The following is a 24,876-nucleotide window of genomic DNA, read 5'->3' on the forward strand; positions in this document are numbered from 1 at the left end:
GTAGACATAGAATCTCCTACGAAGAGCCGAAATGAAAAAGCGCCCAGTCGGGCGCTTTTTATTTCGGCGGAAAGATCAGGCTGCCAGCTCGACCGGCACACCGCTGTGGAAACGGAACTCGCTGTCCGGCGACTGGATCAGGCCAGCCTCCACTTCGCGGATCTCCGCCACGCGGCGGTCGATGTCGGCGTCATCGCCGTAGCGGCGCGCCAGGCTCAGGTAGCCCTGGAAGTGCCGCGCCTCGGATTTCAGCAGCGAGCCGTAGAATTTGGCCAGGTCGGCATCCAGGTGATCCACCAGCGCGGCAAAACGCTCGCAACTGCGGCATTCAATGAAGGCGCCGACGATCAGGGTATCCACCAGTTTCTGTGGCTCGTGATTGCGTACCACGGTACGCAGACTGGAAGCGTAGCGACCGGCGGAGATCGGCCGTAGCGGGATGCCGCGCTTCTTCAGAATTGCCAGCACCTGCTCATGGTGGCGCAGTTCCTCGCGGGCAAGGCGCGACATGAAGTTCACCAGTTCCTCGTGGGCGCTGTACTTGGCGATCAGGGCCAAGGCCGTGCTGGCGGCCTTGAACTCGTTGTTCTTGTGGTCGATCAGCATCACCGCCTGATCCCGCAACGCGGCTTCCACCCACGCATCCGGCGTGGCACAACCGAGGAATTCCCTGATTTCAGACAGCATGTCAGTTCTCCAACCGCGGCCGCCACGCAGCCGCGTAAACGCTTGGCGCACCCCGCCCTTCTCTGGCCGGTGCAATAAAGGCGGAGCATTATACGAATGCCGCCGCGCGGAACCAGCTTCCGGCGTTGATATGCCTCAACGTCATGAACGAGATATCCCGACTACAGTTGTTCCACATAAACAACGCGCACGAAGGGAGACGATCATGCAAGCCATCCGTAGCATCCTCGTAGTCGTGGACCCGGACCAGCCGGAAGGTCTCGCGCTGAAACGGGCCCGCCTGATCGCCAGCGTGACCCAGTCGCACCTGCACCTGCTCGCCTGCGAACGGCGCACTGACTGCAGCGCCAAGCTCGAGGAAGTGGCGGAGGTCCTGCGCCAGGAAGGCTTCAGCGCATCCAGCCGCCAAGCCTGGAAGGACAACCTGCACCAGACCATCATCGCCGAGCAGCAGGCAGAAGGCTGCGGGCTGGTGATCAAGCAGCACAGCCCGGACAACCCGCTGAAGAAGGCGCTGCTCACCCCCGACGATTGGAAGCTGCTGCGCTTCTGCCCCTCTCCGGTGCTGCTGGCGAAGACCAGCCTGCCCTGGGCCGGGCGAAACATCCTCGCCGCCGTGGACGTGGGCAACAACGATGTCGAGCACCGCACCCTGCATGCCGGAATCGTCAGCCATGCCTACGACATCGCCGGCCTCGCCCATGGCCAGTTACACGTCATCAGCGCGCACCCCTCACCCATGCTTTCGGCGGCCGACCCGACCTTCCAGCTCAGCGAAACCATCGAGGCCAAGTACCGCGAGGCATGCAAGGCGTTCCAGGCCGAATACGGCGTCGACGACCAGCATCTGCACATCGAGGAAGGCCCGGCGGACGTACTGATCCCCCGCGCGGCGCACAACCTCGACGCCGCGGTGACAGTGATCGGCAGCGTGGCGCGTACCGGGTTCGCCGGCGCGCTGATCGGCAATACCGCCGAAGTGGTGCTGGATACGCTGGAAAGCGACGTCCTGGTGCTCAAGCCGGACGACATCGTCGCCCACCTGGAGGAGCTGGTCGCCAAACCCTGACGATCACGTTGAGACCCAACCTGTAGGAGTGAGCTTGCTCGCGAACCGCCCAGCATCGCAGCAGGCGGGAAATAGTTCGCGAGCAAGCTCGCTCCTACAGAAAACAAAAGCGCCCGTCCGGGCGCTTTTTTTATTAGCCAGAAGAGATCAGACCCGGGACTCCAGCGCGTCAGCCAGGAAGCTCGGCGCGATATAGCGCTCGTAATGTGCCTCGGACAGGATGAAGAACTCCTTGTCGATGGCGTCGCGCAGGTCCGGCAGCGGCCATTCGCGGAATTCCGGGAGCAGCGCCAGACCGTAGGCCTCGATCTGGTTGATCATCCGCGAACCGCGGGCGATCAACTGATAGGCCCAGCAATAAGGTGACTGCTCGGGCACGAAGCGGATCTGCCGCTGCTCCAGCTGACTGCGCAGCAAGGAAGCATCGAAAACCTCCAGCTTGGCCATCATCACCTGGGCCAGCAGGACTTCCAGACGACTCAGGACCGCCCGCTTCTCCTCGTCGCCGTAGCGGTTCCAGTTCACCACTTCATGGTGGAAACGCTTGCAGCCACGACAGACAAGGTCGCCATAGACTGTCGAGCAGAGCCCGACACAGGGGGTTTTGATGCGCTGGGAAGACATGGGGAAACAGGTTGTCGGCAAAGCGGGCATGTTAGCCCTTTGTCTAGGCAAGATCACCCTTTGGCGCCACGCAAATCGGCTTACCAAGGCCCATTAATTCCATTAGAATGGCTGCGCCTTTTTGGCGTCATTGTCCGAAAGAAGCTGTTTTCAAAGCGTCACGAAGCACAGATTCCGGCAGCCGCGCGGTCTGGGCGCTCCCCTCAAGCGTCCAGCCCCATCAGTCCCTGGCCACCCCGGCGTAAAACTTTGAAAACAGCTTCTGCCCGGAGATCGCCGGTGCCGTCGTAGGTCAGTGGATTACCGTCCACCATGCCTGACGAATGGATCGGAAGGGTCTCCTGGATACGCGTCCTCCGGGACCACTGATGAGGGAAATACTGTGCTTGAAGCCTATCGCAAACACGTAGAAGAGCGTGCCGCCCAGGGCGTCGTGCCCCAGCCGCTGAACGCCGAACAGACCGCTGGTCTGGTCGAACTCCTGAAGAACCCGCCGGCCGGCGAAGAAGAATTTCTCCTCGACCTGATCACCAACCGCGTACCGCCGGGCGTGGACGAAGCTGCCTACGTCAAGGCCGGTTTCCTGTCCGCCGTTGCCAAGGGTGAAGCCACCTCCCCGCTGCTCTCCAAGACCCGCGCCCTCGAGCTGCTGGGCACCATGCAAGGCGGTTACAACATCGCCACCATGGTCGAACTGCTGGACAACGCCGAGCTGGCCGAAGTCGCCGCCGAGCAACTCAAGCACACCCTGCTGATGTTCGACGCCTTCCATGACGTCGCCGAGCGCGCCAAGAAAGGCAACGCCGCCGCCAAGGCCGTGCTGCAATCCTGGGCCGAAGGCGAGTGGTTCAAGGCCCGTCCGGCCGTCGCCGAGAAGCTGACCCTGACCGTGTTCAAGGTCCCCGGCGAAACCAACACCGACGACCTGTCCCCCGCTCCAGACGCCTGGTCGCGTCCTGACATCCCGCTGCACGCCCTGGCCATGCTGAAGATGGCCCGCGACGGCATCGAGCCGGTCCAGCCGGGCGTGGTCGGTCCGCTGAAGCAGATCGAAGCCGTCAAGGCCAAGGGCTTCCCGGTTGCCTACGTCGGCGACGTGGTCGGCACCGGTTCGTCCCGTAAGTCCGCCACCAACTCGGTGCTGTGGTTCTTCGGCGACGACATTCCCTACGTTCCGAACAAGCGCGCTGGCGGCTTCTGCTTCGGCACCAAGATCGCCCCGATCTTCTACAACACCATGGAAGACGCTGGCGCCCTGCCGATCGAATTCGACTGCACCAACCTGGCCATGGGCGACGTCATCGACGTGTACCCGTACGAAGGCAAGGTCGTGCGTCATGACAGCGGCGAACTGGTCACCACTTTCGAGCTGAAGACCCCGGTCCTGCTGGACGAAGTCCGCGCCGGCGGCCGTATCCCGCTGATCGTTGGCCGTGGCCTGACCGAGAAGGCCCGCGCCGAGCTGGGCCTGGCTCCGTCCGACCTGTTCAAGAAGCCGGAAGCGCCGGCCGACAGCGGCAAGGGCTTCACCCTCGCGCAGAAGATGGTTGGCCGCGCCTGCGGTCTGCCGGAAGGCCAGGGCGTACGTCCGGGCACCTACTGCGAACCGAAGATGACCACCGTCGGTTCCCAGGACACCACCGGCCCGATGACCCGCGACGAGCTGAAAGACCTGGCTTGCCTGGGCTTCTCCGCCGACCTGGTGATGCAGTCCTTCTGCCACACCGCCGCCTATCCGAAGCCGATCGACGTCAAGACCCACCACACCCTGCCGGACTTCATCATGACCCGCGGCGGTGTCTCCCTGCGTCCGGGCGACGGCATCATCCACAGCTGGCTGAACCGCATGCTGCTGCCTGACACCGTCGGCACCGGCGGCGACTCGCACACCCGCTTCCCGATCGGCATCAGCTTCCCGGCCGGCTCCGGCCTGGTGGCCTTCGCCGCTGCCACCGGCGTCATGCCGCTGGACATGCCGGAATCGGTTCTGGTGCGCTTCAAGGGCAAGCTGCAACCGGGCATCACCCTGCGTGACCTGGTCCATGCCATCCCCTACTACGCCATCCAGGCTGGTCTGCTGACCGTCGAGAAGAAGGGCAAGAAGAACATCTTCTCTGGCCGCATCCTCGAGATCGAAGGTCTGAACGACCTGACCGTCGAGCAAGCCTTCGAGCTGTCCGACGCCTCCGCCGAGCGTTCGGCTGCCGGTTGCACCATCAAGCTGCCGGAAGAGGCCATCGCCGAGTACCTGAAGTCCAACATCACCCTGCTGCGCTGGATGATCGGCGAAGGCTACGGCGACGCCCGCACCCTGGAACGCCGCGCGCAAGCGATGGAAGCCTGGCTGGCCAACCCGCAACTGCTGGAAGCCGACAAGGACGCCGAGTACGCCGCGGTCATCGAGATCGACCTGGCCGACGTCAAGGAGCCGGTACTCTGCGCGCCGAACGACCCGGACGACGCTCGCCTGCTGTCCAGCGTACAAGGCCGCAAGATCGATGAAGTCTTCATCGGTTCCTGCATGACCAACATCGGTCACTTCCGCGCTGCCGGCAAACTGCTGGACAAGGTCAAGGGTGGCATTCCGACCCGTCTGTGGCTGGCTCCGCCGACCAAGATGGACGCCCACCAGCTGACCGAGGAAGGCTACTACGGCATCTACGGCAAGGCCGGCGCGCGCATGGAAATGCCGGGCTGCTCGCTGTGCATGGGTAACCAGGCTCGCGTACAGACCGGTTCGACCGTGGTCTCCACCTCGACCCGTAACTTCCCGAACCGCCTGGGCGACGCCACCGACGTGTTCCTGGCATCCGCCGAGCTGGCCGCCGTTTCCTCGATCATCGGCAAGCTGCCGACCGTCGAGGAGTACATGGCCTACGCGAAGGACATCGACAGCATGTCTGCCGATATCTACCGCTACCTGAGCTTCGACCAGATCGCCGAGTTCCGCGAAGCGGCAGCCAACGCGAAGATCCCGGCCGTTCAGGTCTGAGTGATCCCAGCGTGACGAAAAGCCCCGCCTGAGTGCGGGGTTTTTCTTTTCCAGGCCCGAAATAGAGCGCTCCCGCCCTCCCCTCACGATGGGCCTAATACTTATTGACCGGTTGCACCACAGCCCGCCAGGACTAAGGTGGACAACAGGCTCCTGCCGATATCCGTGCCCAGGTGCCCTTGTGGAACCCTCCAGAGGTGCGCTCCCTTCCTCTGCGCCCCGCCTGTATGGCGGGGCTTCTTTTTTCCCCGCCCTGGCACAGCACTTGCTCCACTCCTGAGGCTTGCGGTCCAACGGCGGATCGCCCCGACAACCAACCATCGACAATGGCGTCGCGGCTACCTCCCTTCGGCGGCAGGTAGTGCGGCGCCATTTTTTTGCATGGGAAAGTGCATCGAGAATGCGCTCAGAGGTGGAGATGATCGACAGTACCAGCCCACTGCCGGACAGCCTGGCCTGGGTGGCCGGCTCCGACGCCCCGGAAAAGACCGCGCTCAACCTGGGCTTCATGGCCCTCACCGACTCCGCCTCGCTGGTGGTGGCCGCGACTCAGGGTTTCGGCCAGCCCTACGGCCTGACGCTCAACCTGCAGCGGCAGAACTCCTGGGCCGGGCTGCGAGACCGGCTGCTCAGCGGCGAGCTGGATGCCGCACAAAGCCTCTACGGGCTGATCTACGACCTGCAATTGGGCCTGGGCGGCGCGCCGTCCACCGACATGGCAGTACTCATGGGCCTGTGCCAGAACGGCCAGTCGATCAACCTTTCCGCCCCTTTGATGCGCGACGGCGTGACCTCCGCTGAAGCACTGCAACGCCATGTGCGCCAGAACGGTGCGCAACTCACCCTTGCCCACACCTTCCCCACGGGCACCCATGCGATGTGGCTCTATTACTGGCTGGCGGCCCATGGCATCGATCCACTCCAGGATGTGCGCAGCCTGGTGGTGCCGCCGGCGAAGATGGTCGAGCACCTGAGGGCCGGACGCATCGACGGCTTCTGCGCCGGCGGCCCCTGGGGCGCGCTGGCCGTGGACGAAGGCATGGGCTTCACCCTTGCCACCAGTCAGCAGATCTGGCCGGATCACCCGGAAAAGGTATTGGGCAGCACCCGCGCCTTCGTCGAGCAATACCCCAACACCGCCCGCGCACTGGTCATGAGCCTGCTCGACGCCAGCCGTTTCATCGAGGCCAGCGCGGACAACCTGAGCAGCGCGGCCCAACTGATCAGCAGCGCAGACTACATCGACGCCCCGCTCGCCAGCATCGAGCCGCGCCTGCTCGGCCGCTACCAGGACGGCCTCGGCCACGCTTGGCAGGATGCACACCCGCTGCGCTTCTTCGATGGCGGACAGGCCACCTACCCGTGGCTTTCCGACGGGCTGTGGTTCATGACCCAGTTTCGGCGTTGGGGCCTGCTGCGCGAAGACGTCGACTACCTCGGCATTGCGCGCCATGTCCAGCAACTCGACCTTTACCGCGAAGCCGCCAGCGCCGTGGGCGTCAGAGTGCCGAACGCCGAGATGCGCCGCTCGACCCTGATCGACGGCCGCCCCTGGGACGGCAGCGACCCGGCCGTCTATGCGCGCAGCTTTGAGCTGAATGCCCTGGCGGAGCGAGGTTGAGCATGCTGCGCGTCCTGCTGATCAACGACACCCCGAAAAAGGTCGGGCGCCTCAAGGCTGCCTTGGTGGAGTGCGGTTTCGAAGTCATCGACGAATCCGGCCTCACGGTCGACCTCGCGCAACGGGTGGAAGCCTTGCACCCGGACGTGATCCTCATCGACACCGAGTCCCCCGGCCGCGACGTAATGGAACAGGTGGTGCTGGTCAGCCGCGACCAGCCGCGTCCCATCGTCATGTTCACCGACGAACACGACCCACAGGTGATGCGCCAGGCCATCCGCTCCGGTGTCAGCGCCTACATCGTCGAGGGCATCCAGGCGCAGCGGCTGCAGCCCATCCTCGATGTCGCCATGGCCCGCTTCGAGAGCGACCAGGCCCTGCGCGCCCAACTGCAGGCCCGCGAGCAGCAGCTGGCCGAGCGCAAGCGCATCGAGCTGGCCAAGGGATTGTTGATGAAGATGAAGGGTTGTGCAGAGGAAGAGGCCTACACCCTGATGCGCCGCCAGGCCATGGGCCGCCAGCAGAAGCTGGTGCAGGTGGCCGAGCAGATCATCGCCATGCACGAAATGCTCGGTCACTGACCCGGCGCCTGCGGAGCCGGCCATCTGCCAGCGGCGGCAAGGCGCGATCATTTCGCCAGTCGTACAGGTGGCCCCCGCTTCGCTGGCAAGGCCCTATGCTGCGGCCGCCCGGCCATCTGGCCGGGCCCCGGAGCGCCATCGACTGGCTTCGATGACGCATCGCAGTGGCCGCCGCCGGCTAGGCACCTCGGCGCCACCCGACCTCGCCGCCTTCGCGGCCCAGCAAGGGCAAGCCCATGATCGACCTCAGCACCTGGAACCTCAGCGTCCCCACCGACCCCAGCCCCACCGAAGTCAGCACCGAGCAGATCGCCAGGGGCTACCAGAGCCACTATTTCCAGCCCAGCGGCAGCCAGGTGGTGTTCTGGGTCCCCGTCACCGGTTCGCATACCTCCGACAGCGTCTACCCGCGCAGCGAGCTGCGAGAAACCACACCCGCCGGCGACGTCTCCAACTGGTATTACAACCAGGGCGACAACGAACTGCGTGTGACCATGAGCGTCCAGCAGGTACCGTCGAAGAACAAGATCATCATCGGCCAGATCCACAGCCGCTCGCCCTACACCGGCGATGGCGAACCCCTGGTCAAGCTGCAGTACCACTACCTGCCGACCCTGGAGAGCGGGCGCCTGGAAGCCCTGGTGCGCAACCACCCCGACGACAGCGCCAGCATCAACATCCCGCTGATCGACAACGTTGCCCTGGACCAGGCCTTCAACTACAGCCTGCGCGTCACCTCGGTGGGCAACCTGGCGATCCGTGTGGAAACCTCCGACGGCCGCGCCAACTACTACCGCAAGATCCTCAGCAGCGCCTGGTCCAAGCAGTTGCTCTATTTCAAGGCCGGCGCCTACATCAACGATAACTACGGCGACAGCAGCGAGGGCGCGCGGGTGACCATCTTCCACCTGAACTCGGCGCACCGCTGATTTCCCATTCACCGGCCTGATGAGGCACGGGGCGAGCGGACTGCGCGTAGAATGCGCGACACACCCGCACGCCCCGTCGCCTTGCCACCGAGACCGCCATGGCCCGCCTGAAACTGGAATTCCCCGAAGAACTGTTCATTTACCAAACCAAGCTCACCGTCCGCGTCACCGACATCAACGGGGCCAACCACCTGGGCAACGACTCGATGATCTCGATGATCTCCGAGGCCCGCGCACGCTTCCTGTTCGACTACGGCATCCGCGAGACCGGCATCATCGTCACCGACCTGGCCACCACCTACCGCGCCGAAGCCCACGCCCGCGACCAGTTGCTATTCGAGGTTGGCGTGATGGACTTCAACAAGTACGGCGGCGACATCATCTTCCGTATCACCCGCCCCGCCGACGGCACGCTCGTGGCCATGGCCAAGTCGGGCTTCGTGTTCTTCGATTACAAGGCCGGCAAGGTCGTGCCGATCCCCGAGGCCTTCCGCGACACCTTCCCCAACGTCAACTGGGTCGCCTGACGCTCCAGCACGGGGCACGCCGCCACACGGCGCGCCCTTCGATGGATCACCCCTGATCCTCGCCTCCCCCTCATTCTCTTGATTCGACTGGGATTTTTCATCCTGGCCCGCGCCTTGCTGTGCACAAGGCGATGGTAGTCAACGGCGATTACCCGACTTCGACAAAGGCGTCGCATCCACACCCGCGCAGTGCGGTGGGTGGAGCGACGCCTTTTTCGTTTGCCCCGGCGCAGGGGCACTGGGGTCTGATGACGTTTTGCCGCGACCGCGACGGCGCCGCATTTTGCGCAGTGTTAGGCGCGAGGAGTGTGGTTTGGCCATTCCAGATGAACGACGAGTAACGCAGCACTGCGCAAAATGCGGCCCGTCCCTTCGGGTTGCGCGGCAAATCACGCCATGCGTCGTTGCGGGACTTGAAAAGGGAATGACCATTTCCTGCATCCCGCGCCTAGCCTGGCGTGATTTGTCGCAGCAACGCGGCTTGCGTCAAAACGTCATCAGCCCCCTACGACCTTCTCGAACCCGGCGGCTGCCATGTGGCGCGCGACCGGGCTCCTCTACCGTCGATGATGAGGTGTTCGATGAACACGAGTTTCTGGAAAGCCGGCCATGCGCCGACCCTGTTTGCCGCCTTCCTGTATTTCGACCTGAGCTTCATGGTCTGGTACGTCCTCGGCCCGTTGGCGGTGCAGATCGCCACCGACCTGCAACTGACCACCCAGCAGCGCGCGCTGATGGTCGCAACGCCGATCCTCTCCGGCGCCATCCTGCGCTTCCTCATGGGCCTGCTGGCTGATCGCTGGTCGCCCAAGGCGGCCGGCATCCTCGGCCAGGTCATCGTCATCGGCGCACTGTTCGGTGCCTGGCAACTGGGCATCCACAGCCTGGAGCAGGCAATGATCCTCGGCGTGCTGCTGGGCATGGCCGGCGCCTCGTTCGCCGTGGCGTTGCCGCTGGCCTCGCAGTGGTACCCGCCGCAGCACCAGGGCAAGGCCATGGGCATCGCCGGCGCAGGCAACTCCGGCACCGTGCTCACCGCGCTGTTCGCACCGGCCATCGCCGCCGCATTCGGCTGGCAGAACGTGTTCGGCTTCGCGCTGATCCCGCTGCTGGCCACCCTGGTGGTGTTCACCCTGCTGGCCCGCAATGCCCCGGAGCGGCCGCCGGCCAAATCCCTGGGGGACTACCTGAAGGCCCTGGGCGACCGTGACAGCTGGTGGTTCATGTTCTTCTACAGCGTGACCTTTGGCGGTTTCCTCGGCCTTGCCAGCACCCTGCCTGGCTACTTCCACGACCAGTACGGCCTCGATCCGGTGAAGGCCGGCTACTACACGGCGGCCTGCGTTTTCGCCGGCAGCCTCATGCGCCCGCTGGGCGGCGCCCTGGCCGACCGCATTGGCGGCATCCGCAGCCTGCTGGTGATGTACACCGTGGCATCGATCTGCATCGCCGCCGTGGGCTTCCACCTGACCAGCGCGATGGCGGCGCTGAGCCTCTTCGTGGTCGCCATGCTCAGCCTCGGCGCGGGCAACGGCGCGGTGTTCCAGTTGGTTCCGCAGCGCTTCCGCCAGACCATCGGCGTGATGACCGGCCTGATCGGCATGGCCGGCGGCATCGGCGGCTTCTGCCTGACGGCGGGCCTGGGCGCGATCAAGCAGGCCACCGGTGACTACCAGATCGGCCTCTGGTTGTTCGCCAGCCTCGGCGTACTGGCCTGGTTCGGCCTGCACGCGGTGAAAGCCCGCTGGCGCACCACCTGGGGCAGCGCGGCCGTCACCGCCGCACGGGTCTGAACGATGCGCTCCTACCGGTGTTCCCCATGACCCTGCAGGTAACCTTCGCCCAGGCCAGCGCCACCGGTCCGCGCGACGAGAACCAGGATGCCCTGCGGGTGGTCACCCCACCCGCAGGGCTGGCCGCCAGCAAGGGTCACCTGTTCGCCATCGCCGACGGCGTCAGCCATTGCGCCGACGGCGGCCTGGCCGCGCGGTTGACCCTGCAGGCGCTCGCCGCCGACTACTACGCCACCCCCGAGACCTGGGCCGTCGCCCAGGCCCTGGACCGCCTGCTGATCTCGCAGAACCGCTGGCTGCAAGCCAACGGTGGCGGCCAGCCCTTGCTCACCACCCTGACCGCGCTGGTCCTGCGGGGCCGGCGCTTCACCCTGGCCCATGTCGGCGATTGCCGCCTGTACCGCTGGAGTCCCGGTCAGCTGGACTGCCTGACCCAGGACCACGTCTGGGAGCAGCCGGGCATGCAGCACGTGCTCAAGCGCGCGCTGGGCCTGGATCAGCACCTTGTGGTGGATTACCGCGACGGCGAGCTGGAGGCGGGGCAATGCTTCCTGCTGGTCAGCGACGGCGTCTGGGCCTCCCTGGGCGACAGCGCCATCCAGCGCCTGCTGGAGGACGCCCAATCCCTGCAGGCCTGCGCCGACGCATTGGTCAGTGCCGCGCACCTGGCCGGCAGCCAGGACAACGCCAGCGCCCTGCTGCTGCAGGTGGGCGAACTGCCGCCGGCGAGCCTGGGAGATGCCCTTGCCCAGCTCGACCACTGGCCCGCGCCGCCCGCGCTGCGGGATGACCAGGAGTTCGAAGGGTGGCAGGTGGAATGCAGACTGGCCCAGTCGCGCCAATCACTGATCTACCGCGTGCGTGATCGACAGCATCGCCCCTGGTTGCTCAAGACCCTGCCGCCGGCGCTGCGCGATTCTCCGGAAGCCGCCCAGGCGCTCCTGCTGGAAGAATGGTTCCTGCGCCGCGTGCAGGGCCGCTATTTTCCCGAGCTGCACAGCCTGCCGCAGCGCCAGCACCTGTACTATGCGATGCGCGAGTACCGGGGGCAGACGCTGGACGAGCACCTGAAACTCAACGGCCCGTTGAACCTGCCCGACTGGCTGGACCTCGCCCAGCGCCTGCTGCGCGGCCTGGGCCAGTTGCATCGGCGCAACATCCTGCACCGCGACATCAAGCCGGAGAACCTGCACTGGGCCGACGACGGCGAGCTGCGCCTGCTGGACTTCGGCCTGGCCTACTGCCCTGGATTATCGCGGGAAGACCCGCACGACCTGCCCGGCACCCCGAGCTACCTCGCCCCGGAATCCTTCCAGGGCGCGGCGCCGGACGCTCGGCAGGACCTGTACGCCGCCGGGGTCACGCTGTACCGCCTGCTCTGCGGGCACTACCCCTACGGCGAGATCGAAGCCTTCCAGCATCCGCGCTTCGGCACGCCGGCCCCGGCAAGCCGCTACCGTCCGGACGCACCGGCCTGGCTCGACGACTGGCTGGCGAAGCTGACTGCCGTCCAGCCGCAGCAGCGCTTCGAGACTGCCGAGCAATGCCTGCTCGCCCTGGAACAAGGCGAGCGGCAAGCCCCTGCGCGTCCTCGCCCGCTGCTGGAGCGCGAGCCACTGCGGGTCTGGCGCGGCGTCGCCCTGGCCTCGCTGGCGATCAACCTGGGGCTGCTGCTCTGGCTGCTGCACAAAGGCTGAAGGCGCACCAGTTCGGTTCAGAACGCATCACCGCGGTGCAGCAAAATGGCCGGCCGGTACAACAGGCGAACCGAAAGCCCCGGAAATCGGGGCCCGAGCAAGTTGGCACAGCCCCTGCAGTGACCTTGCAACAATCTACAAAAGCGCGTCCCTCAACGAAGAGGCTCGCACTTTCCCGATCGATCGGGACTTGGACAAAGGCGTCCTCGCTGGGTAACCGGCGGGACGCCTTTTTTGTTTTCCGTGATTTATCCGTGACGCGGAGCCCCGACATGAAAAAGCTCAAGCTCGTCCTGATCGGCAACGGCATGGCCGGTGTGCGCACCCTGGAAGAACTGCTGAAGATCGCACCGGACCTCTACGACATCACCGTGTTCGGCGCCGAGCCGCACCCCAACTACAACCGCATCCTGCTCTCCCCCGTGCTGGCCGGCGAGCAGGCCTTCGAGGACATCGTCCTCAACGACCTCAACTGGTACAGCGAGAACGGCATCCGGCTGCTGCTCAACCGCAAGGTCAACCGCATCGACCGACATCGTCGCAAGGTCTACGCCGAAGACGGCACCGAGGCCGAGTATGATCGCCTGCTGATCGCCACCGGCTCCAACCCCTTCATCCTGCCAGTGCCGGGCAGCCGCCTGCGGGGCGTGATCGGCTACCGCGACATCGCCGACACCCAGACCATGATCGACACCGCCGCCACTCACAGCCACGCGGTGGTGATCGGCGGCGGCCTGCTCGGCCTGGAAGCGGCCAACGGCCTCAAGCAGCGCGGCATGGACGTCACCGTGGTGCACCTCTCCGACTGGCTGCTGGAACGCCAGCTGGACCGCACTGCCGGCAAGCTGCTGCAGGAAGCGCTGGAATCGCGCGGCATCCACTTCCGCCTGAACACCCACACCGAGGAGCTGATCGACGACGGCAGCGGCCGCGTCTGTGCCATCCGCTTCAAGGACGGCGAAGTGGTCGCCGCCGACCTGGTGGTGATGGCCGCCGGCATCCGCCCCAACACAGAACTGGCAGAGAAGACCGGCCTGCCCTGCAACCGCGGCATCCTGGTCAACGACACCCTGCAGACCTATGACCCACGCATCTACGCCCTGGGCGAATGCGCCAGCCACCGCGGCATCGCTTACGGCCTGGTGGCGCCGCTGTTCGAGCAGGCCAAGGTCTGCGCCAACCACCTGGCCATGCTCGGCTTCGCACGCTACCAGGGCTCGGTGACCTCGACCAAGCTCAAGGTCACCGGCATCGACCTGTTCTCCGCCGGCCAGTTCATGGGCGGCGAAGGCACCGAGACCATCACCCTCTCCGACCCCATCGGCGGCGTGTACAAGAAGCTGGTAATCAAGGACGACGTGCTGGTCGGCGCCTGCCTCTACGGCGACACCGCCGACGGCGGCTGGTATTTCCGGCAGATCCGCGAGAACCACAACGTCGCGCAGATCCGCGACCACCTGATGTTCGGCGAGAGCAGCATTGGCGACGTCGGCCACCAGGGCCAGAACAGCGCGGCGAACATGCCCGACACCGCCGAGGTCTGCGGCTGCAATGGGGTATGCAAGGGCGCCATCGTCAAGGCGATCCAGGAGAACGGCCTCTTCAGCGTCGACGAGGTGAAGAAGCACACCAAGGCAGCCAGCTCCTGCGGCTCCTGTGCCGGCCTTGTCGAGCAGATCCTGATCAGCACCGTGGGCGGCGCGGCGGACGTCAAGCCCAAGAGCGAAAAGGCCATCTGTGGCTGCAGCGATCTCAACCACGGCCAGGTCCGCCAGGCGATCCGCGAGCATCACCTGGTGACCCTGAGCAGCGCCATGCGCTTCATGGACTGGCGCACCCCGGACGGCTGCGCCACCTGTCGCCCGGCATTGAACTACTACCTGATCTCCACCTGGCCGGGCGAGGCCAAGGACGATCCGCAGTCGCGCCTGATCAACGAACGCGCCCACGCCAACATCCAGAAGGACGGTACCTATTCGGTGGTCCCGCGCATGTGGGGGGGCGTCACCAATGCAGCCGAGCTGCGTCGCATTGCCGATGTGGCGGACAAGTACCAGGTGCCCATGGTCAAGGTCACCGGCGGCCAGCGCATCGACCTGCTGGGGATCAGGAAGGACGACCTGCCGGCGATCTGGAAGGAACTGGACATGCCTTCCGGGCACGCCTACGGCAAATCCATCCGCACCGTGAAGACCTGCGTGGGCAGCGAGTTCTGCCGCTTCGGCACGCAGAACTCGACCCAGCTGGGCATCGACCTGGAGCACGACCTGTTCAACATGTGGTCGCCACACAAGGTCAAGCTGGCGGTCTCCGGCTGCCCGCGCAACTGCGCCGAGGCGGGAATCAAGGACATCGGCATCATCGGCGTGGATTCTGGCTGGGAGCTGTACATCGGCGGCAACGGCGGGATCAAGACCGAGGTGGCGGAGTTCTTCGTCAAGCTCAAGACCTCCGACGAAGTCCGCGAGTACAGCGGCGCCTTCCTCCAGCTCTACCGCGAGGAAGCCTTCTACCTCGAGCGCACCGTGCACTACCTGCAGCGCGTCGGAATGGAGCGCATCAGGAAGGCCGTGCTGGAAGACGCGGACAACCGCAAGGCGCTCAACGCCCGCCTGCAGTTCTCCCTGTCGCTGGAGCAGGACCCATGGCAGGAGCGCATCGCCCAGCAGCCGCTGAAGAAGGAATTCGAACGGATTCCCCTCCAGCAGCTGGAGCCCGCCTGAGTGTTCGCCTGGCCCCGCCGTCGGGGCCCCTACCACCCGATTGCTGGAGACACCCCATGAACTGGTTAGACATCTGCGCCCTGGACGACATCAACCCGCTGGGCTCGCGCGTCATCGCCGGCCCCAAGGGCGACATTGCGATCTTCCGCACCTCCGATGACCAGGTCTTCGCCCTTGACGACCGCTGCCCGCACAAGGGCGGCCCGCTATCCCAGGGCCTGATCTACGGCAAGCGCGTGGCCTGCCCGCTGCACAACTGGCAGATCGAGCTGGAAAGCGGCGAGGCGGTAGCCCCAGACCAGGGCTGCGCCCACCGCCACGAGGCGAAGGTCGAAAAGGGCCGCGTACTGCTGGCCCTGCGCGACAACCTTGCCCACTGCGCCTGATCCTGACTTTGCCGAGACCCAAGCGAGGCTGCGCCATGACCCAGAACCGTCGCACTACCGCATCCACTTGCTGCTACTGCGGCGTGGGCTGCGGTGTACTGATCGAGCACGACGACGAGCGCATTCTCGGTGTGCAGGGCGACCCGCGGCATCCAGCCAATTTCGGCCGCCTGTGCAGCAAGGGCTCGACCCTGCACCTCACCGGTGATGCGGATGCCCGCGCGCAGTTCCCGGAGCTGCGCCTGGGTAAAAGCCTGTCCCGCGCCCGTACCGACTGGGACACCGCGCTGGAGCATGCCGCCGGCGTCTTCGCCGAAACCATTCGCGAGCACGGACCGGACAGCGTGGCCTTCTACGTCTCAGGCCAGTTGCTGACCGAGGACTACTACGCCTTCAACAAACTGGCCCGCGCTTTGGTCGGCACCAACAACATCGACAGCAATTCGCGCCTGTGCATGTCCTCGGCAGTGGTCGGCTACAAGCGCAGCCTGGGCGCCGACGCACCGCCCTGCAGCTACGAGGACATCGAGCTGGCCGACTGCGTGATGATTGCCGGCAGCAACATGGCCTACGCCCACCCGGTGCTGTTCCGCCGCCTGGAAGAAGCCCGCGTACGTCGCCCGGAGATGAAGCTGATCGTCATCGACCCGCGCGTCACCGACACCGCCGAGGCAGCCGACCTGCACCTCGCGATCCTGCCGGGCACCGATGTCGCGTTGTTCCACGGCATCCTGCACATCCTGCTCTGGGAAGGCTGGATCGACCGCGCCTTCCTCGACGCCCACACCGATGGCCTGGATGAACTGAAGGCCCTGGTGCGCGACTATGGCCCGCTGGCCGTGGCGGACATCTGCGGCATCGCGGTCGACGACCTGCAGCGCGCGGCCCAGTGGATCGGCCAGTCGTCCAGCTTCCTTTCGCTCTGGTGCATGGGCCTCAACCAGTCCACCGCCGGCAGCGCGAAGAACAGCGCGCTGATCAACCTGCACCTGGCCACCGGGCAGATCGGCCGCCCCGGCGCCGGCCCCTTCTCCCTCACCGGCCAACCCAATGCCATGGGTGGCCGTGAAACCGGCAGCCTATGCAACCTGCTACCCGGCCACCGCGAGGCTGCCAATGCCGAACACCGTGCCGAAATAGCGGCTTACTGGGGCGTCGAGCAATTGCCGGAAACCCCCGGCCTGAGCGCCATCGAGCTCTTCGACGCGGTACGCGACGGGCGTATCAAGGCCTTGTGGATTGCCTGCACCAACCCGGCGCAATCGCTGCCGGACCAGACCCGCGTGCGCGAAGCCCTGGCCGCCTGCCCCTTTGTCATCGTCCAGGAAGCCTTCACCACCAGCGAAACCTGCCAGTACGCGGACCTGCTGCTGCCGGCCGCCAGTTGGGGCGAGAAGGAAGGCACGGTGACCAACTCCGAACGCCGTATCAGCCATGTGCGCCCGGCCATTCCCGCTATCGGCGAGGCGCGGGCGGACTGGGGCATCGTCTGCGATTTCGCCCGTCGCCTGGAGCAGCGCCTGCGTCCCGGCGAAAGCAGCCTGTTCGACTTCGATTCTCCGTCCGCGCTGTTCGACGAATACAAATTGCTGACCCGTGAGCGCGACCTTGATCTCTCCGGCATCGACTACACGCTGCTGGATACCCGCGGCCCGCAGCAATGGCCCTTCCGCGCCGGCGCAACACAGGGCACCGAGCGCCTGTATGGCGACGGCCAGTTTCCCACCGCCAATGGACGCGCGCGGCTGATCGCCGAACCCTACCGCGCACCGAAGGAAAAGCGCGACGCGCGCTATCCGCTGATCCTCAACACGGGCCGCCTGCGCGATCAGTGGCACGGCATGACCCGCACCGGCACCGCACCGCAGCTGTTCGGCCACGTGGAAGAGGCCGTACTCGGCCTGCACCCGGACGAACTGCGCCGCCGACGTATCAGCGACGGCCAACTGGTGCGCCTGCATAGCCGCCGTGGAGAACTGGTGCTGCCGGTGCAAGCCGACGAGCACCTGCGCCCCGGCCAGGCCTTCCTGCCAATGCACTGGGGCGATCGCTTCCTCAAGGGTCTGGGCATCAACGTGCTCACGCTGCCGGCGGTGGACCCGCTGTCCCGCCAGCCCGAGCTGAAACACACCACCGTGGAGGTCAGCCGCATCGAACTGCCCTGGCAGTTCTTCGCCCTGGTGGAAGGCGACGTGCAGAAGCGCTTCGACGCCTTGCGCCCGCTGTTCGAAGACCTGCGCTACGCCAGCTTCAGCCCCATCGGCCGCGAGCGCCCGGCGCTGGTGATCCGTGCAGCGCACGTCGAGGCGCCCAGCGCTGAGTGGCTCGCCTGCATCGACGCCTTGCTTGACCTCGGTGACGGCCCGGTCATGGCCTATGACGACCCGCGCCGCACCGTCGGCAAACGCGTGCGTATCGAACACGCTCGAATTGTCTCGTTGCGCCTGGCCGGCGAAACCGCCGCCCGCGCCTGGCTGCGCGAATTGTGGAAGGACGGCCGCGCCGACCAGGAGCTGCGCCGCTGGCTGCTGGCACCACTGAGCACCGCCCCCGGCAAGGCCGGCGCGGTGGCGGACAAGACACTGTGCAACTGCCTGAACGTCAGCCAGAGCCGCATCCAGACCGGCATCGACAAGGGGCTGGACCTGGAAGGCCTCAAATGCGAACTCAAGTGCGGGACCGCGTGCGGCTCCTGCGTACCGGAAATCAAGCGCCTGCTGGCCCGGAAGCCGCTGGCTGCTACCGCCTGACCCGAGCCGCGAAGACGGCAGCCTGAGGAGAACGACATGAGTGGAAAAGTCTGGCTGATCGGTGCCGGCCCCGGCGATCCGGAACTGCTGACGCTGAAGGCCGTCCGCGCCATGGCCAAGGCCGACGTGGTGCTGATCGACGACCTGGTGAATCCGGCGGTGCTGGAGCACTGCCCTTCAGCCCGGGTGATTTCCGTCGGCAAACGCGGCGGTTGCCGCTCCACACCACAGGATTTCATCCATCGCCTGATGCTGCGCTACGCCCGCCAGGGGCGCCGCGTGGCGCGTCTGAAAGGCGGCGACCCGTGCATCTTCGGCCGTGGCGGCGAAGAAGCCGACTGGCTCACTGCGCGTGGCATCGAGTGCGAGTTGGTCAACGGTATCACCGCCGGGCTGGCAGCAGCGACTCAGTGCGGCATATCCGTGACCCTGCGCGGCGTCAGCCGCGGCGTAACCCTGGTGACCGCCCACACCCAGGACGACAGCCCGCTGAATTGGCGCGGCCTGGCCGAAGGCGGCACGACGCTGGTGGTGTACATGGGTGTGGCGAAACTGGCGGAAATCCGCGACGGCCTGCTCGAAGGAGGTATGGCTGCCGGCACGCCAGTGGCGATGATCGAAAACGCTTCCCTGCCTGCCCAACGCGAGTACCGCTCCCAACTCGCCAGCATGCTGGACGACGCCCAGCGCTTTGCCCTGAAAAGCCCGGCAATCCTGGTGATCGGCAAAGTGGCGGCTGCCGCTCAGCAGGCAATCCTGGCCCGCACCGCCTGAAACTCACTTTTCTGCAGGCAAAGAAAAACCCGGCCTAGGCCGGGTTTTTCTCGTCAGCTCAGACCAATTACTTGGCTTGGGCTTCCACTTCGGCTTCTACGCGGCGGTTAACAGCGCGGCCTTCGGCGGTTGCGTTGTCAGCAACCGGACGGGACTCACCGTAACCAACAGCGTTTACGCGGCCGCCTTCAACACCGTACTCGTTGACCAGTACGTCACGAACAGCGTTGGCACGACGCTCGGACAGCTTCTGGTTGTAGGCGTCGGTGCCGACGGAGTCGGTGTGGCCTTCAACGGTGGTGGAGGTGGACGGGTACTGCTTCATGAAGTCAGCCAGGTTTTTGATGTCAGCGTAGCTGTTCTCTTTAACCTTGGACTTGTCGAAGTCGAACTTCACGTCCAGCTGAACGCGAACGACTTCGGCAACAGCCGGGCAGCCGTTGGCGTCAACGGTGACGTTGGCCGGGGTGTTCGGGCACTTGTCGACGTTGTCGCAGACGCCGTCGTTGTCGGAGTCGGAGCAGACTTCAGCAACCGGCTCAGGAGCCGGGGCCGGCTTGGCGCCGCCGCCGAAGTTCATACCAACGCCCAGGCCGGCCATCCACTCGCCCTGGTGACCGTTGTCACGCTTCTCCAGGCCGTACTGGCCGTCGAGGCTGGCTTTGGCATAGAAGTTTTCGGTGAAGTAGTACTTCAGACCGGTACCGATCATGGCCATGGTCAGGTTCTGACGGCCACCGTTGTCGGAGTTGATGTTGGTCAGGCTCTGGTGGCCAACGCCGGCGGAAACGTACGGACGCAGGTTGCCAGCACCCGGAGTGCCGAAGTGGTAGATGGCATCCAGAGTGCTCAGGTTGCCATGGACCTTCTTGTTGCCGGTCTCGTAGGTGCCACGTACGTCGTGGTACTCACCGTAGGACAGAGCCAGCTCGACGTCGTCGGTCAGGAAGTAGCCGACCGAACCGCCGTACAGATCGGCGTTCTTCATGTTGCGGGTGCTGTCGGTGAAGTAGCGCTTGCCGAAAGCTTCGACTTCGACGGCGCCCTGGCCTTGAGCGAACGCATTGACAGCGGCAGTGGCGATCAGCGAGCCAACTACGACGCCTAAGGTGTTCTTCAGTTTCATCCGTTAAATCCCCATCTTGGTGGTCAATAAGTTGTCTAACCAGAGGCCGTACAACTTGGGTGGCAAGTTTATCAGAACTTGCCAAACAGAGAGACAATATTTCCCGGACTAAGATTCCGTCACATTCGAAAACTTTTCTCTCATTCGATCGAGTGCACGTTTGTAGCGCATTTTCGTGGCGCTAAGCCCCATGTGCATGATGTCGGCGATTTCCTGGAACTCGAGTTCAGCAACAAAGCGAAGCACGAGGATTTCCCGATCAATGGGATTGACATGAACTAGCCAGCGGTCTAGTCCACCTCGCTCTTCGACTTTCGGAGCCTTCTCTTCAGAAGCTTCCTCGATTGGATCCAGACTCAGCGCATCGAGCAATCTGCGTTTACGCCTTTCCTTCCGATACTGCGTAATGCACTCGTTGTAAGTGATGCTGTACAGCCAGGTCTTGAACTTCGACTTTCCCTCGAAGTTCTTCAGACCATACAGCACCTTGAGCATGACCTCTTGACACACATCATCGGCGTCCCGGTCGTTGCCCAGATAGCGCGCACAGACGTTGAAGAGCGTGCGCTGGTAGCGACGCATCAGCTCTTCGTAGGCCCGCGTCACGTGGTAAAGCTCCTCGTGAGAACGCTCCACCAGCTCCTCGTCGGTGAGCTGGCGCGGGTCATAGCGCAAAGGCAGTGATTGCGGCTTGTTCAAGTCGGGTCGGGCCAGGTCAAGTCAGCGTCCGGCTCGGCCTTGCAGCAGCCGTACCGGCAATCGGTCATCATCTTCAGCGACTGGTTACACGCTGATCGAGCAGGATGCGGTTGGCGATCGACACCAGCTCACCCTCGTCTGTCAGCAGGATAGTCTTGATGGTACCAATTTCCTCGATGATGCCTTCGACATCGGCCACTTTCACCTGTTGTCCGACCTGATACAGCTCCCGCACGTAAATACCGGCAATGATCTGCCCCGCCACTTCGCGACTGCCCAGCCCCAGCGCCAGCGCAGCGGCCAGACCGATGGTGATCAGCACGATGGCGATGATGTAGTTGAGCAGATCGGTCTTCACCTCGAGCTGGCCGATGGCCACCGAGATGCTGATGATGATGACCAGCCATTGGGCGACACGGCCCAGGCCGTTGGAGTACTCCAGGCCGACTCCGTCGGCGGCGCCGCGAACGAGGCTGTTGGCCAGCTGCGCGAGCAGGATGCCGACGATCAGCACCAGCGCCGCGCCGAATACCTTGGGCAGGTACAGCGCGAGCATGTCCAGGGTTGCCGAGACGCGCTGCAGGCCAAGGGATTCCGCGGCAGATACGAGGAACACCAGCAGGACGAACCAGTAGACGATCTTGCCGATCAGCGTCGAGACCGGCACCTGGATACCGGCGCGCGACAGCAGCTTGGTCAGGCCGGTCCCCGCCATCAGGCGATCCAGCCCCAGCTTGGCGAGCAGCTTGGAAAGCAGCGCGTCGAGCAGCTTGGCGACGACGAAGCCAAGCAGCACGATCACCAGAGCAGCGAGCAGGTTCGGAATGAACCCGGCCAGCTTGCCCCACAGGGTGTTCATGGCGGTCAGCAGGCTTTGCGTCCAGATGTCGAATTGCATGTTCAATCGGCCTTGTCAGCGGAAGGGGCGGAATTCTGCGCGTGGCGCGAGACGGGTGCAAGGTGCGCGGCGCCGCGGCTCACACCAATGGAAAGGGCCTGGAACCAGTGCCCCATCAGGCTGAACAGATCGCCCGCGCCGACCTGGCGGTTGGCGGTCTTCAGGACGCGGTCCAGCCGCGAATCGTCTCCCGGCTGTTCCGGGGGCATTCGCAGCAGATCGCGCAAGGATTCTTCAAATGGGTCGTGCATGCGCACCTCGCCTGTGTGAGGTGCTTGACGACCTCACCGCCTCATAAGTCACACCTAGAGCCAACGCAGGCGGCGGAAAATCCACCACTGGAATCCCACTATCCCGAGGATCACCCCGCACGCCATGGCGAAGCCGTGGGACGATCCGGAACCGGGAATGCCGCCGACGTTGATGCCCAGGAGACCGGTCACGAAGCTCATGGGCAGGAAAAAGCCGGTGATGATACCAAGCAGGTACATGGTGCGGTTCATCCGCTCGGTAATTCGGCGATGTTCGGCCTCCTGGATCAGGCTGATGCGCTCGCGCACCAGTTCCAGTTCCTCCAGGTTGCGGGTCAGGCGGTTGTACAGTTCGTTCCAGTAGTCCGCATCGTCGGCGACCGTCCAGGACAGCTTGAACTTGACCATCTGCGAGTAGATTTCCCGCTGTGGCGCCAGGTAGCGGCGCAGACCTGCGGCGCGTCGTCGCAGGGTACGCAACTGGTGCTGATCGGGAATGCTGCGCTCATCCTCCTCGATCGCCTCCTCCATGCTGTCGAGTTGGTCCGCGAGGCCGCCGATCAGGGTATCGACACGGTCTGTGAGGTAATGGGCGAGGCTCAGGACCACTTCCGAAGCGGTCTTCGGCCCGCGCCCCGCCTCCAGGTCGGCACGCAGGTCGGCCACGGCCTTGAGCGGTCGCAGGCGCAGGGAGATGACGCGCTGCGACTCAGCGTAGACGCGTAGCGAGACCATGTCCTCCGGCACCGCACCCGGGTTCAGGTTGACCCCGCGCAGGAACAGCAGCAGGCGTTCGCCACCCAGATCCACCAGTCGCGGGCGGGTCGCCTCCTCCAGCAGCAGGTCGCAGGCGAATTCGTTCAGGCCGCTGGATTCGCGCAGCCACGCCTGGGCTTCGGGCACGCCGCGGTCCCAGTGCACCCAGAGGCTTTCCTCCGGCTTGAGATCGAGCAACGGCAACTCGCTGCGAGTGATGCGCCGGCCGCCACCGTGGCCGTCCAGCACGAAGCCGTCGATCAATCCGCGTTCCGTGCCGCTCTCGTACTGCTGCATGCCCCAGTTCCTTCGCTTGGATCGCTGTCGCGAGACACCATGAAAAATGCCGGAAGCTTTCGCTCCCGGCATTGACCCGGACCTTCGCTGGAAGGTTCGATTATTCTGGCATTTTCAATGCCTTAGGCGAGACGATGATGCCATTGTTGTCAGCATAGACGAACTCGCCCGGGCGGAAGGTGATGCCGCCAAAGGTCACGGCCACGTTCAGGTCGCCAATGCCGCGCTTGTCGGTCTTCATCGGGTGGCTGGCCAGCGCCTGGACGCCCAGGTCGGTCTGCGCAATGACGTCGACGTCGCGGATGCAGCCATACACCACGATGCCTTCCCAACCGTTCCTGGCGGCCTTCTCGGCCAGCATGTCGCCCAGCAGTGCACGGCGCAGCGAGCCGCCACCGTCCACCACCAGCACCTTGCCCTTGCCGTCCTTCTCGACCTGCTCCTTGACCAGCGAGTTGTCTTCGAAGCACTTGATGGTGACGATCTCGCCACCGAAGGAATCCCGTCCGCCGAAGTTGCTGAACATCGGCTCGACGACCTGGACCAGCTCCGGGTAGGCATCGCACAGATCGGGGGTGACGTAATGCATGGAGAAGCTCCTCTTGATGAAATCCGGCAGGTTTTCAGGCCTGGATGTGACCGAAAGCCGCAATGGCGTCACAGTCTACTCCCTGCCGCGCCAAGCTCAAGCCTGCGCCAGAGCGCCCTGCCCTTCCGGCAAGCCACTGTGTTCAAGCCAGTATTGCAGCAGTGGCCAGACTTCACGCTGGGCGCCTTTGCTGATCAGCATCTCGACATGACCGAAATCATCGGAGAATCCGTGGCGCCGCCCCAGATGCAGGAACTGCCGAGTCTCGGAGCCAAACTGTTCCAGCAATTTGCGGCAGGCCCAGGCTGGATCCTGGATATCGCCGTCGGAGCCGATGGCCAGCACCGGCAGGGAAGTTCTCTGCAAACCGCCCCACCAGTCGTTGCCCTTCTCGCCGAAGCGGCCAAACAGGCTGTACCAATGCAGCGCCTCCAGGGCGAGCCCCAGCGGCTCGTCCTCCGGGCCGCGCTTGAGCCGCGAGCCGGACAGCCCGCCCATGCGCTTGAGCAGGAAGCGTCCACCCCAGGCCACGGGAGGCAGTTTCAGCGGCCAGTAGGTGCGGCTGACCTGACTGCCGCACAGCGCCGCGCTGGCCGCCAGCCGCTCGTCCAGATAGCCGCCGCCCAGCGCGGCAGCCAGGGTGACACCACCCAGGGAATGCCCCACCCAATGCGGCGCCTGGCCACTCTGCTCGACCACGAAACGGGCAATGGACGGCAGGTCGAAGCGGGCGTAGTCCGCCACGCGATTGCGAGCGTAATCCGCGTTACGCGGCGACAGGCCATGGCCGCGCATTTCGGGGATCCACACATCGAAGCCGACCCGCGCCAGATGCGCGCCCAGGCCGATGCCTTTGGGCGAGTACCAGAAACGGCGGTTGGAAAAGCTGCCGTGCAACAGGACCACCGGCACGCCACGCCGCCCTTCGGCGCGCCCCAGACGGGTGACCGCCAGCTCGACACTGGAATCGGGGCTGTTGTTCGGCTTGAGGCGGTAGACATCCTCGGTGAGGTCGCCGCGCAATTCCGCGCTGACTAGCGCGACGGGAAAGAGTTGACTGCTGCTTTGCATGGAATCGCTTGATCGGGTAGGAGGCGGCCTCACGGC

General features: G+C 64.9%; 21 protein-coding genes. 12 read left to right on the plus strand and 9 right to left on the minus strand.

Going from position 1 to position 24,876, the window contains the following annotated elements; translation table 11 throughout:
• Positions 1–75: 75 nt before the first annotated feature.
• A complete protein-coding gene (locus C167_RS0103095) occupies positions 76–687 on the minus strand; it encodes a tRNA-(ms[2]io[6]A)-hydroxylase (RefSeq protein WP_017516795.1) in 612 nt (203 codons plus the stop codon).
• Positions 688–892: 205 nt separating this feature from the next.
• Between C167_RS0103095 and C167_RS0103100 the strand changes: the two genes are divergently transcribed.
• Positions 893–1,756 carry a universal stress protein gene (locus C167_RS0103100; RefSeq protein ID WP_017516796.1) on the plus strand — a complete coding sequence of 288 codons (864 nt, stop codon included), beginning with the start codon at positions 893–895 and terminating at the stop codon, positions 1,754–1,756.
• 147 nt (positions 1,757–1,903) lie between these two features.
• Here the strand turns inward: C167_RS0103100 and C167_RS0103105 are convergent, their stop codons facing one another.
• Complete coding sequence (locus C167_RS0103105) at positions 1,904–2,380, minus strand: DUF1289 domain-containing protein (RefSeq protein WP_026078769.1); 477 nt, start codon at positions 2,378–2,380, stop codon at positions 1,904–1,906.
• A 382-nt stretch (positions 2,381–2,762) separates the two neighbouring features.
• Between C167_RS0103105 and acnB the strand changes: the two genes are divergently transcribed.
• The 11 genes from acnB to cobA all read left to right on the plus strand — a co-directional run bounded on the left by acnB (position 2,763) and on the right by cobA (position 19,153).
• Complete coding sequence (gene acnB / locus C167_RS0103110) at positions 2,763–5,372, plus strand: bifunctional aconitate hydratase 2/2-methylisocitrate dehydratase (protein ID WP_017516798.1); 2,610 nt, start codon at positions 2,763–2,765, stop codon at positions 5,370–5,372.
• A gap of 418 nt (positions 5,373–5,790) precedes the next feature.
• A complete protein-coding gene (locus tag C167_RS0103115) occupies positions 5,791–6,993 on the plus strand; it encodes a CmpA/NrtA family ABC transporter substrate-binding protein (protein ID WP_017516799.1) in 1,203 nt (400 codons plus the stop codon).
• A 2-nt stretch (positions 6,994–6,995) separates the two neighbouring features.
• On the plus strand, positions 6,996–7,574 hold the full coding sequence (locus tag C167_RS0103120; protein ID WP_017516800.1) for an ANTAR domain-containing response regulator: 579 nt from the start codon (positions 6,996–6,998) through the stop codon (positions 7,572–7,574).
• 236 nt (positions 7,575–7,810) lie between these two features.
• Positions 7,811–8,503, plus strand: a complete 693-nt coding sequence (locus tag C167_RS0103125; protein ID WP_017516801.1) for a polysaccharide lyase family 7 protein — start codon at positions 7,811–7,813, stop codon at positions 8,501–8,503.
• A gap of 98 nt (positions 8,504–8,601) precedes the next feature.
• Positions 8,602–9,030 (plus strand): thioesterase family protein, encoded by a 429-nt coding sequence (locus C167_RS0103130; RefSeq protein WP_017516802.1) that lies wholly within the window; start codon positions 8,602–8,604, stop codon positions 9,028–9,030.
• 581 nt (positions 9,031–9,611) lie between these two features.
• The gene (locus C167_RS0103135; protein ID WP_017516803.1) at positions 9,612–10,823 is read left to right on the plus strand and encodes a nitrate/nitrite transporter; all 1,212 of its coding nucleotides are present in this window, start codon (positions 9,612–9,614) and stop codon (positions 10,821–10,823) included.
• Positions 10,824–10,849: 26 nt separating this feature from the next.
• Positions 10,850–12,520 carry a bifunctional protein-serine/threonine kinase/phosphatase gene (locus C167_RS0103140; RefSeq protein ID WP_017516804.1) on the plus strand — a complete coding sequence of 557 codons (1,671 nt, stop codon included), beginning with the start codon at positions 10,850–10,852 and terminating at the stop codon, positions 12,518–12,520.
• Positions 12,521–12,792: 272 nt separating this feature from the next.
• Complete coding sequence (nirB, locus tag C167_RS0103145; RefSeq protein ID WP_017516805.1) at positions 12,793–15,243, plus strand: nitrite reductase large subunit NirB; 2,451 nt, start codon at positions 12,793–12,795, stop codon at positions 15,241–15,243.
• 56 nt (positions 15,244–15,299) lie between these two features.
• Complete coding sequence (gene nirD, locus C167_RS0103150; protein ID WP_017516806.1) at positions 15,300–15,629, plus strand: nitrite reductase small subunit NirD; 330 nt, start codon at positions 15,300–15,302, stop codon at positions 15,627–15,629.
• 35 nt (positions 15,630–15,664) lie between these two features.
• Positions 15,665–18,379 (plus strand): nitrate reductase, encoded by a 2,715-nt coding sequence (locus C167_RS0103155; protein WP_017516807.1) that lies wholly within the window; start codon positions 15,665–15,667, stop codon positions 18,377–18,379.
• A gap of 36 nt (positions 18,380–18,415) precedes the next feature.
• Positions 18,416–19,153: a uroporphyrinogen-III C-methyltransferase gene (cobA, locus tag C167_RS0103160; protein ID WP_017516808.1), complete on the plus strand. Its 738-nt coding sequence runs from the start codon at positions 18,416–18,418 to the stop codon at positions 19,151–19,153.
• A 67-nt stretch (positions 19,154–19,220) separates the two neighbouring features.
• Here cobA and C167_RS0103165 read toward each other — a convergent pair whose 3' ends face one another.
• The 7 genes from C167_RS0103165 to C167_RS0103195 form a co-directional block, all read right to left on the minus strand.
• On the minus strand, positions 19,221–20,279 hold the full coding sequence (locus C167_RS0103165; protein WP_017516809.1) for an OmpA family protein: 1,059 nt from the start codon (positions 20,277–20,279) through the stop codon (positions 19,221–19,223).
• A gap of 108 nt (positions 20,280–20,387) precedes the next feature.
• Positions 20,388–20,978 (minus strand): RNA polymerase sigma factor SigX, encoded by a 591-nt coding sequence (sigX, locus tag C167_RS0103170; RefSeq protein WP_026078770.1) that lies wholly within the window; start codon positions 20,976–20,978, stop codon positions 20,388–20,390.
• 73 nt (positions 20,979–21,051) lie between these two features.
• Complete coding sequence (locus C167_RS0103175; protein WP_017516811.1) at positions 21,052–21,876, minus strand: mechanosensitive ion channel family protein; 825 nt, start codon at positions 21,874–21,876, stop codon at positions 21,052–21,054.
• A gap of 2 nt (positions 21,877–21,878) precedes the next feature.
• On the minus strand, positions 21,879–22,127 hold the full coding sequence (locus C167_RS0103180) for a hypothetical protein (protein ID WP_017516812.1): 249 nt from the start codon (positions 22,125–22,127) through the stop codon (positions 21,879–21,881).
• 54 nt (positions 22,128–22,181) lie between these two features.
• The gene (locus C167_RS0103185; protein ID WP_017516813.1) at positions 22,182–23,180 is read right to left on the minus strand and encodes a zinc transporter ZntB; all 999 of its coding nucleotides are present in this window, start codon (positions 23,178–23,180) and stop codon (positions 22,182–22,184) included.
• A 100-nt stretch (positions 23,181–23,280) separates the two neighbouring features.
• Entirely contained in the window at positions 23,281–23,769 is a 489-nt protein-coding gene (gene rraA / locus C167_RS0103190) for a ribonuclease E activity regulator RraA (protein WP_017516814.1), read from the minus strand.
• Between the two features lie 96 nt (positions 23,770–23,865).
• Positions 23,866–24,840: an alpha/beta fold hydrolase gene (locus C167_RS0103195; protein ID WP_017516815.1), complete on the minus strand. Its 975-nt coding sequence runs from the start codon at positions 24,838–24,840 to the stop codon at positions 23,866–23,868.
• Between the last annotated feature and the right edge of the window lie 36 nt (positions 24,841–24,876).

Origin of the sequence: Pseudomonas nitroreducens TX1 (assembly GCF_000313755.1) — a bacterium.
Taxonomy (GTDB): Bacteria; Pseudomonadota; Gammaproteobacteria; order Pseudomonadales; family Pseudomonadaceae; genus Pseudomonas; species Pseudomonas nitroreducens_A.